The sequence below is a fragment of the Achromobacter semiaridum genome (genome assembly GCF_053543755.1).
On the sequence record NZ_JBLVOL010000086.1, the window covers coordinates 1 to 6544 of the forward strand.

Annotated in this window: 7 protein-coding genes and 1 pseudogene; all 8 read left to right on the forward strand. The window is 65.7% G+C overall.

Annotation, left to right across the window (positions count from 1 at the left end; translation table 11 throughout):
• A pseudogene (locus ACNPP0_RS21995) lies at positions 1 to 192 on the forward strand (YbfB/YjiJ family MFS transporter); the annotation flags it as partial.
• Between the two features lie 24 nt (positions 193 to 216).
• On the forward strand, positions 217 to 1194 hold the full coding sequence (locus tag ACNPP0_RS22000) for a Bug family tripartite tricarboxylate transporter substrate binding protein (RefSeq protein WP_448707002.1): 978 nt from the start codon (positions 217 to 219) through the stop codon (positions 1192 to 1194).
• A gap of 17 nt (positions 1195 to 1211) precedes the next feature.
• On the forward strand, positions 1212 to 2273 hold the full coding sequence (locus ACNPP0_RS22005; RefSeq protein WP_448707003.1) for an NAD(P)H-dependent flavin oxidoreductase: 1062 nt from the start codon (positions 1212 to 1214) through the stop codon (positions 2271 to 2273).
• 388 nt (positions 2274 to 2661) lie between these two features.
• Positions 2662 to 3498 carry an ABC transporter ATP-binding protein gene (locus tag ACNPP0_RS22010; RefSeq protein WP_448707004.1) on the forward strand — a complete coding sequence of 279 codons (837 nt, stop codon included), beginning with the start codon at positions 2662 to 2664 and terminating at the stop codon, positions 3496 to 3498.
• Positions 3495 to 4283, forward strand: a complete 789-nt coding sequence (gene mlaE / locus ACNPP0_RS22015) for a lipid asymmetry maintenance ABC transporter permease subunit MlaE (RefSeq protein WP_332609048.1) — start codon at positions 3495 to 3497, stop codon at positions 4281 to 4283. The genes ACNPP0_RS22010 and mlaE overlap by 4 nt, the downstream gene beginning before the upstream one ends.
• Before the next feature lie 12 nt (positions 4284 to 4295).
• Entirely contained in the window at positions 4296 to 4793 is a 498-nt protein-coding gene (gene mlaD, locus ACNPP0_RS22020; protein WP_046805343.1) for an outer membrane lipid asymmetry maintenance protein MlaD, read from the forward strand.
• Positions 4794 to 4874: 81 nt separating this feature from the next.
• Positions 4875 to 5675, forward strand: a complete 801-nt coding sequence (locus ACNPP0_RS22025; RefSeq protein WP_332609051.1) for an MlaA family lipoprotein — start codon at positions 4875 to 4877, stop codon at positions 5673 to 5675.
• A gap of 39 nt (positions 5676 to 5714) precedes the next feature.
• Complete coding sequence (locus tag ACNPP0_RS22030; RefSeq protein WP_332609052.1) at positions 5715 to 6344, forward strand: MlaC/ttg2D family ABC transporter substrate-binding protein; 630 nt, start codon at positions 5715 to 5717, stop codon at positions 6342 to 6344.
• Positions 6345 to 6544 lie beyond the last annotated feature (200 nt).

Here is a 6544-nt window from a genome sequence, read left to right on the forward strand (position 1 = left end):
GCCTTTGCCGCGGGGCAGATCCTGGGGCCGCTCCTGGCATCGTGGGCCGGCCACTGGGGCGCCGGCCTGCCGCAAGTGCTGGGCGGCGGGGCCGCGCTGCTGGCCGTGTCGGCATGGCGCTTGGGAAAAATCACGACAGAAGACAAAGGCGCTGGGCATAATGCGATCGGCCCGCAGGGCTGTACACATTAGAGACAAGAAAGAGGAGTCACCAGCATGAAATCACTGCGCCCCCTGATCGCTGCCCTGGCGGCCGTTGCCGCCTTCAGCGGCGCCGCGCAAGCCCAGACCGCCGACTGGCCCGCCAAGCCCATCACCATGATCGTGCCTTACGCGCCGGGCGGCTTTGCCGACACCCGCGTGCGTCTGCTGGCGCGCAAGCTGGGCGAATCGCTGGGCCAGCCCATCGTGGTGGAAAACAAGGCGGGCGCGGGCGGCGTGGTCGGCACCAACCTGATCGCGAAGGCCGCACCCGACGGCTACACCATCGGCACGGGCAATTTGGCGCCCATGGCGGTGAACCCGTCACTGATGAAGGAAATGCCCTACAACCCGCAGAAGGATCTGGCCCCGATCGTGCTGATCGAGAACAGCCCGTTGGTGTTGAGTGTGAATAACGAATTGCCGGTCAAGACGCTGGCGGACCTGATCGCGCTGGCCAAGAAACAGCCGGGCAAGCTGTCGTTTGGCTCGTCCGGCGTGGGCGGCGCGCACCACCTGTCGGGCGAAATGTTCCGCGAACAGGCCAAGATCGACATCGTGCACGTGCCCTACAAGGGTGGCAGCCTGGCCGCCACCGATCTGATGGGCGGGCACATCTCGATGATGTTCGAAATGGGCTATTCCGCGCTGCCGGCCATCCAAGGCGCCAAGATCCACCCCATCGCGGTCACGTCCGCCAAGCGCCTGGCCGTGCTGCCCGACGTGCCCACCATGGCCGAGTCCGGCCTGGCCGGCTTCGAGTCCTACAACTGGCAGGGCATTGTGGCCCCGGCCGGCACGCCCGCGCCGATCATTGCCAAGCTGAACGCCGAGTTCAACCGCATCCTGAAAGAGCCGGATGTGCAAAAGGCGATTGCCGACACCGGCAGCCAGGCCGGCGGCGGAACGCCCGAGGAATTCGCGGCTTTCATCAAGAGCGAAACCGACAAGTGGGCCCACGTCATCAAGGCTGGAAACATCCAGCTTCAATAACCTGAAGGAGTCACCCCATGGCCGCCCGATTGCTAGACCTGCTAAAGCTGGACCTTCCCGTCATCCAAGCGCCCATGGCGGGCGGGGCGACGACGGTGGAGCTGGTGTCCGAAGCGTCCAAGGCGGGCGTCCTGGGGTCGCTTGGGGCGGCCTACATGACGCCCGCACAGATCGAGGCCGCCGCGCAGGGCATCCGTGCCCGCACCGACCGCCCGTTCGGCATCAACCTGTTCGCCAGCGTGCCAGCGCGGCCCATGCAGGGTGACACCGACCGCATGCTGGCGTTGATGGCCCGGTACCACGAACAGCTGGGCCTGCCGGCCCCGGCTGCGCCCGGCCCCCAGGCGGCCCCGTTGCCCGAGCAGATTGACGCCATCCTGCGGTTGCGACCCGCGGTGTTCAGCTTCACGTTCGGCCGCATCGCCGGCGATGTCCTGGCGCGCTGCCGCGAACTGGGCATTCTGACGGTGGGCACCGCCACCACGGTGCGCGAGGCGGTGACGCTGGAGCAGGATGGCGTGGACGCGGTGGTAGCCCAGGGGGCCGAGGCGGGCGGGCATCGCGGCACGTTCCTGGACGACTTCGAACAATCCCTGATTGGCACGATGGCGCTGGTGCCGCAGATTGCGGACGCGGTATCCATCCCGGTAATCGCCTCGGGCGGCATCATGGACGGGCGTGGCATCGCAGCCGCGCTGGCCTTGGGGGCCGACGCGGCACAAATGGGGACGGCCTTCCTGACGACGAACGAATCCGGCATCAGCGAGCCCTACAAGGCCCTGCTGCCCGCCTCGCGGTCCGAGCAGTCGCGGGTGACGCGGGCATTTTCCGGCCGCCCGGCTCGCGGAATCGCCAACACGTTCATGCGGGACGCCGACGCCATTGCCGCCGACATCCTGCCGTATCCGCTGCAAAACGCCTTGACGCGGCCCATGCGCACCGAGGGCGGCAAGGCCGGCAACACTGAAGTGCTGTCCCTGTGGGCAGGACAGGCCGCACCGCTGGCCCGGCGCGAAAGCACGGCCGAGCTGGTGGCCCGGCTGGCGCGCGAACTGGCCGCCGTCCGACATCGCTCCTGATCCGCTCCTGACGCGGCTGGGACGGCGCACGTAGCCGCAGGCCCTGGGGTGCCTGGGGCGCCTGGGGTGCCTGGGGCGCCTGGGGCGACTGATGCCGCTGATGCGCCCCGGCCGGCCTGAAGGCGCCGCCCGCTCGCTCCAAACGCGACCCGGATTGTCCCTGCCACCGAAAACACTGTTCCACGGGCGGGCCCCTGCGTTGTCATTGCAAAGCGTCGAGCTACAATGGCGCCTCGCCGCTGGGGCCCATCGCCTGTTTTGCCCCGGCACCTGAGTAACCGGGCGCTTCCCGCCGCAGCCTGTCTTGCCCGCGCAGCCCGGTTATCCGCCCCGCGCGCCGACAAGCCAGCAGGGCTAGCTCCGCCACCGAAACACTCTTTCGTTGCCCATGCCCGCTCAATCAAGCAGCACCCCGGAATTCGCCCTGCGCCTGGACGGTGTAGCGCTCGGCTACGGTGATTTCACCGTCCTGCGCGATATCTCCATGGAAGTGCGCGCAGGCGAAGTGGTCGCCATCATGGGCGGCTCGGGCTCGGGCAAGACCACGCTGTTGCGCGCGGCCACCGGCCAGCTTGTCGCGCAGCGAGGGCAGGTACAAGCGTTTGGCCAGGACTTGGGCCAGGTCACTCCGGCGCAATTGCAGGCCCTGCGCAAGCGCATGGGCGTGCTGTTCCAGCAAGGCGCGCTGTTTACCGATCTGAACGTGTTTGAAAACGTGGCTTTTCCGCTGCGCGAACACACCCGCCTGTCCGAAGCCGAAGTCACCGACCGCGTGCTGGACAAGCTGGACGCCGTCGGCCTGCGGGCCGCCGCGCATCTGAAGGTGGCCGAAATATCCGGCGGCATGGCGCGCCGCGTGGCGTTGGCCCGCGCCGTCGTGCTGGAACCCGAACTGATTTTGTACGACGAGCCCTTCGCGGGCCTGGACCCGATCTCGCTAGGCATCACCGCCCGCCTGATCCGCCACCTGGCCGACCGGCTGGGTTGCGCCTCGGTGCTGATCACGCACGACGTCCAGGAGTCCTTTTCCATCGCCGACCAGGTGTATCTGGTGGGCCAGGGCAAGCTGGCCGCTGCCGGCACGCCGGAATCGTTGTCGGCGTCGCAAGACCCTTACGTGCAGCAATTCCTGAAAGGCGAACCTGACGGCCCGGTCGCGTTCCAGTATCCCGACACGCCTGCTTTCCAAAAGTGGCTGTCCGCACAGAAAGGGCGCAAAGCATGAGCGGTTCCAACAACGTGGTCGGCGCGCTGGGTGGCTGGGTGCGCAAGCAAATCTCGGGCATCGGCTTTTTCACCCGCTTTTTTGGCGGCATGCTGGCGCGCAGCGGCATCGTGTTCTCGCGGCCGCGCCTGGTGTCCCAACAAGTCCACTTCATCGGCAACTATTCCCTGCTGATCATCGCCGTGTCGGGCATGTTCGTGGGCTTTGTGCTGGGCCTGCAAGGCTATTACACGCTGAACCGCTACGGCTCCGAAGAGGCCCTGGGCCTGCTGGTGGCGTTGTCGCTGGTGCGCGAATTGGGCCCTGTCGTCACCGCGCTGCTGTTCGCGGGCCGGGCGGGCACTTCGCTGACGGCCGAGATCGGCCTGATGAAAGCGGGCGAACAGCTGTCGGCCATGGAAGTCATGGCCGTAGACCCCATCCGCCGCGTGCTGGTGCCGCGCCTGTGGGGCGGCATCATCGCCATGCCCATCCTGGCCGCTGTGTTCTCCATGGTGGGCATCCTGGGCGGCTGGGTCGTCGGCGTCGTAATGATCGGCGTGGACGCGGGCGCCTTCTGGTCGCAGATGCAAAACGGTGTCGACGTCTGGAACGACGTGGCCAACGGTGTCGTCAAGAGCGTGGTGTTCGGCATCACGGTCACGCTGGTCGCGCTTTACGAAGGCTGGCAGGCCAAGCCCACGCCGGAAGGCGTGGCGCGGGCCACCACGCGCACGGTGGTCGTGGGTTCCCTGGCGGTACTTGGGCTGGACTTCCTGCTCACCGCCTTGATGTTTGGAAATTGAAACGGATTGATCATGTCACGCGAAAAAACCGACTTCTGGGTAGGCCTGTTTGTACTGCTGGGCGCGGTCGCTCTGGCGTTCCTGGCGTTGCGAGCCGGCAACCTAAGCACCTTTTCCTTTGCCCCCACCTATACGCTTTCGGCCAATTTCGATAACGTAGGCGGCCTGAAACCGCGCGCGGCCGTCAAAAGCGCCGGCGTCGTGGTGGGCCGCGTGTCCAGCATCACGTTCGACGACAAGACCTTCCAGGCGGTCGTGTCGGTGAATCTGGAAAAGGAATACCAGTTTCCGAAGGATTCCTCGGCCTCGATTCTCACCTCCGGCCTGCTGGGCGAGCAATACCTGGGTCTGACGGCGGGCAGCGAAGAAGAGAACTTTACCGACGGCGGAAAAATCCGCTATACACAGAGCGCGGTTGTCCTGGAGCAGCTGATCAGCCAGTTCCTGTACGGCTCCGCTGAAAAGCAGGGCGCTTCGTCGTCCGAGCCCGCCGCGAAAGCGCCAAATTAAAGACGATGCGAAAGACGCTGTAACGGCGTCACGCCTCGACATCGCAATAACATAAGAATCGTTGATAGGGATCTCCTGATCATGAACAAGAACGCATTTTCCCGAATTGCCACCATCGCGGCGGCGGGTGTCCTGATGGCCGGCTGCGCCGCGCCGCAGAACCCCGACCCGCGCGATCCGTGGGAAGGCTTCAACCGGGGCGTGTACAAGTTCAATGACACGGTGGACCGCGCGGTATTCAAGCCGGTCGCCCAGGCGTATACCTATGTCACGCCGCAGCCCGTGCGCAGCTGCGTGCACAACATCTTCAGCAACATGACGGACCTGTGGTCCGGCACGAACAGCTTCCTGCAAGGCCGTGGCCACGACTTCGTGAACACGCTGGGCCGCTTCCTGTTCAACACCACGATGGGCGTGGGCGGCTGCTTTGACGTTGCCTCGGCCAACGGCGCGCGCAAGATTCCGAACGACTTCGGCACGACGCTGGGCGTGTGGGGTTTTGGCCAGGGCCCGTACCTGGTGCTGCCGATCTTCGGTTCGTCCAGCGTGCGTGACGGCGTCGGCCTGGCCGGCGACCTTGCCGGCACCACCTACGGCTACATGGGCATCGACGCCATCGACAACGTGCGCCTGCGCAATTCCCTGTGGGGCCTGCGCCTGGTCGACACGCGCGCCAGCCTCTTGAACGCCACCGACACGATCGACCGCGTTGCCCTGGACCCGTACAGCTTCATCCGCGACGCCTACCTGCAACGCCGCAACGCCATGGTCATGGGCCACCGGGTTGACGACGAAGGTTCGCTGCCCAACTACGAAGACGACGAGGACGATGCCCCTGCCGCCGGCAAGGCTGCCCCGGCACCCGTGCCCGCCACCAAGTAAGCTCTAGGCTTGCGTTCATCGGTACCGTAAGGAGTTTTGATGCGATTTGCTTTTCTTTCCCTGATGCAACGGTTGGCCTTCGCGGGCCTTCTGGGCCTTGCCGTGGCCGGCGCTGCCCAGGCCAAGCCCGATCCCAACGGCGCGCCGGACCAGTTCGTGCTGGCCACCGCCAACGAAGCCCTTGATGTCCTGAAGGCCGACGGCGCGGTCAAGGCCGGCAACACCGCCCGGATCAACGAAGTGGTCAACCAGCACATCCTGCCCTACGTCAACTTCCAGAAGACCACGCGCCTGGCCGCTGGCCGCTTCTGGCGCCAGGCAACCGACCAGCAGAAGAAAGCGCTGGCCGACGCCTTCCGTGGCACGCTGGTTCGCACCTACAGCGGCGCGCTGACCCGCGTGACGCCCAGCACGTCCGTCAAGGCACTGCCGTTCCGTGGCGACCCCAAGGCCGACGATGTGGTCGTGCGCACGCTGATCAGCCAGTCCAACGGCCAGCCCACCGGCGTGGACTACCGTCTGGAAAAGACGCCCCAAGGCTGGAAGATCTACGACATGAACGTCGAAGGCATCTGGCTGATCGAAAACTACCGCAACCAGTTTGCGCAGCAGATCAACCAGAACGGCATCGACGGCCTGATCCAGGCCCTGAACCAGCGCAACCAGTAATTTCGGGTTCCGGCTGTCTTGGGGGCGGCGCGCCTTTGTGGCCCGCCGGGCCGATTATTTCGGGGACGGATAAAACCGCCATCCCCCCAGGCCCTCCGGGGCCATAGGCGCTTGCCGTCACGGCGCGCTTATATAATGATCAATTCGCTCTTTTCGGGCACCCCCCCGCCGTCATGTCAGCCGTCAGTCTAGAAAACGTC

Coding starts and splice junctions, on each gene's coding strand:
- ACNPP0_RS22000 (WP_448707002.1), top strand. CDS start 217: ATGAAATCACTGCGCCCCCTGATCGCTGCCCTGGCGGCCGTTGCCGCC.
- ACNPP0_RS22005 (WP_448707003.1), top strand. CDS start 1,212: ATGGCCGCCCGATTGCTAGACCTGCTAAAGCTGGACCTTCCCGTCATC.
- ACNPP0_RS22010 (WP_448707004.1), top strand. CDS start 2,662: ATGCCCGCTCAATCAAGCAGCACCCCGGAATTCGCCCTGCGCCTGGAC.
- mlaE (WP_332609048.1), top strand. CDS start 3,495: ATGAGCGGTTCCAACAACGTGGTCGGCGCGCTGGGTGGCTGGGTGCGC.
- mlaD (WP_046805343.1), top strand. CDS start 4,296: ATGTCACGCGAAAAAACCGACTTCTGGGTAGGCCTGTTTGTACTGCTG.
- ACNPP0_RS22025 (WP_332609051.1), top strand. CDS start 4,875: ATGAACAAGAACGCATTTTCCCGAATTGCCACCATCGCGGCGGCGGGT.
- ACNPP0_RS22030 (WP_332609052.1), top strand. CDS start 5,715: ATGCGATTTGCTTTTCTTTCCCTGATGCAACGGTTGGCCTTCGCGGGC.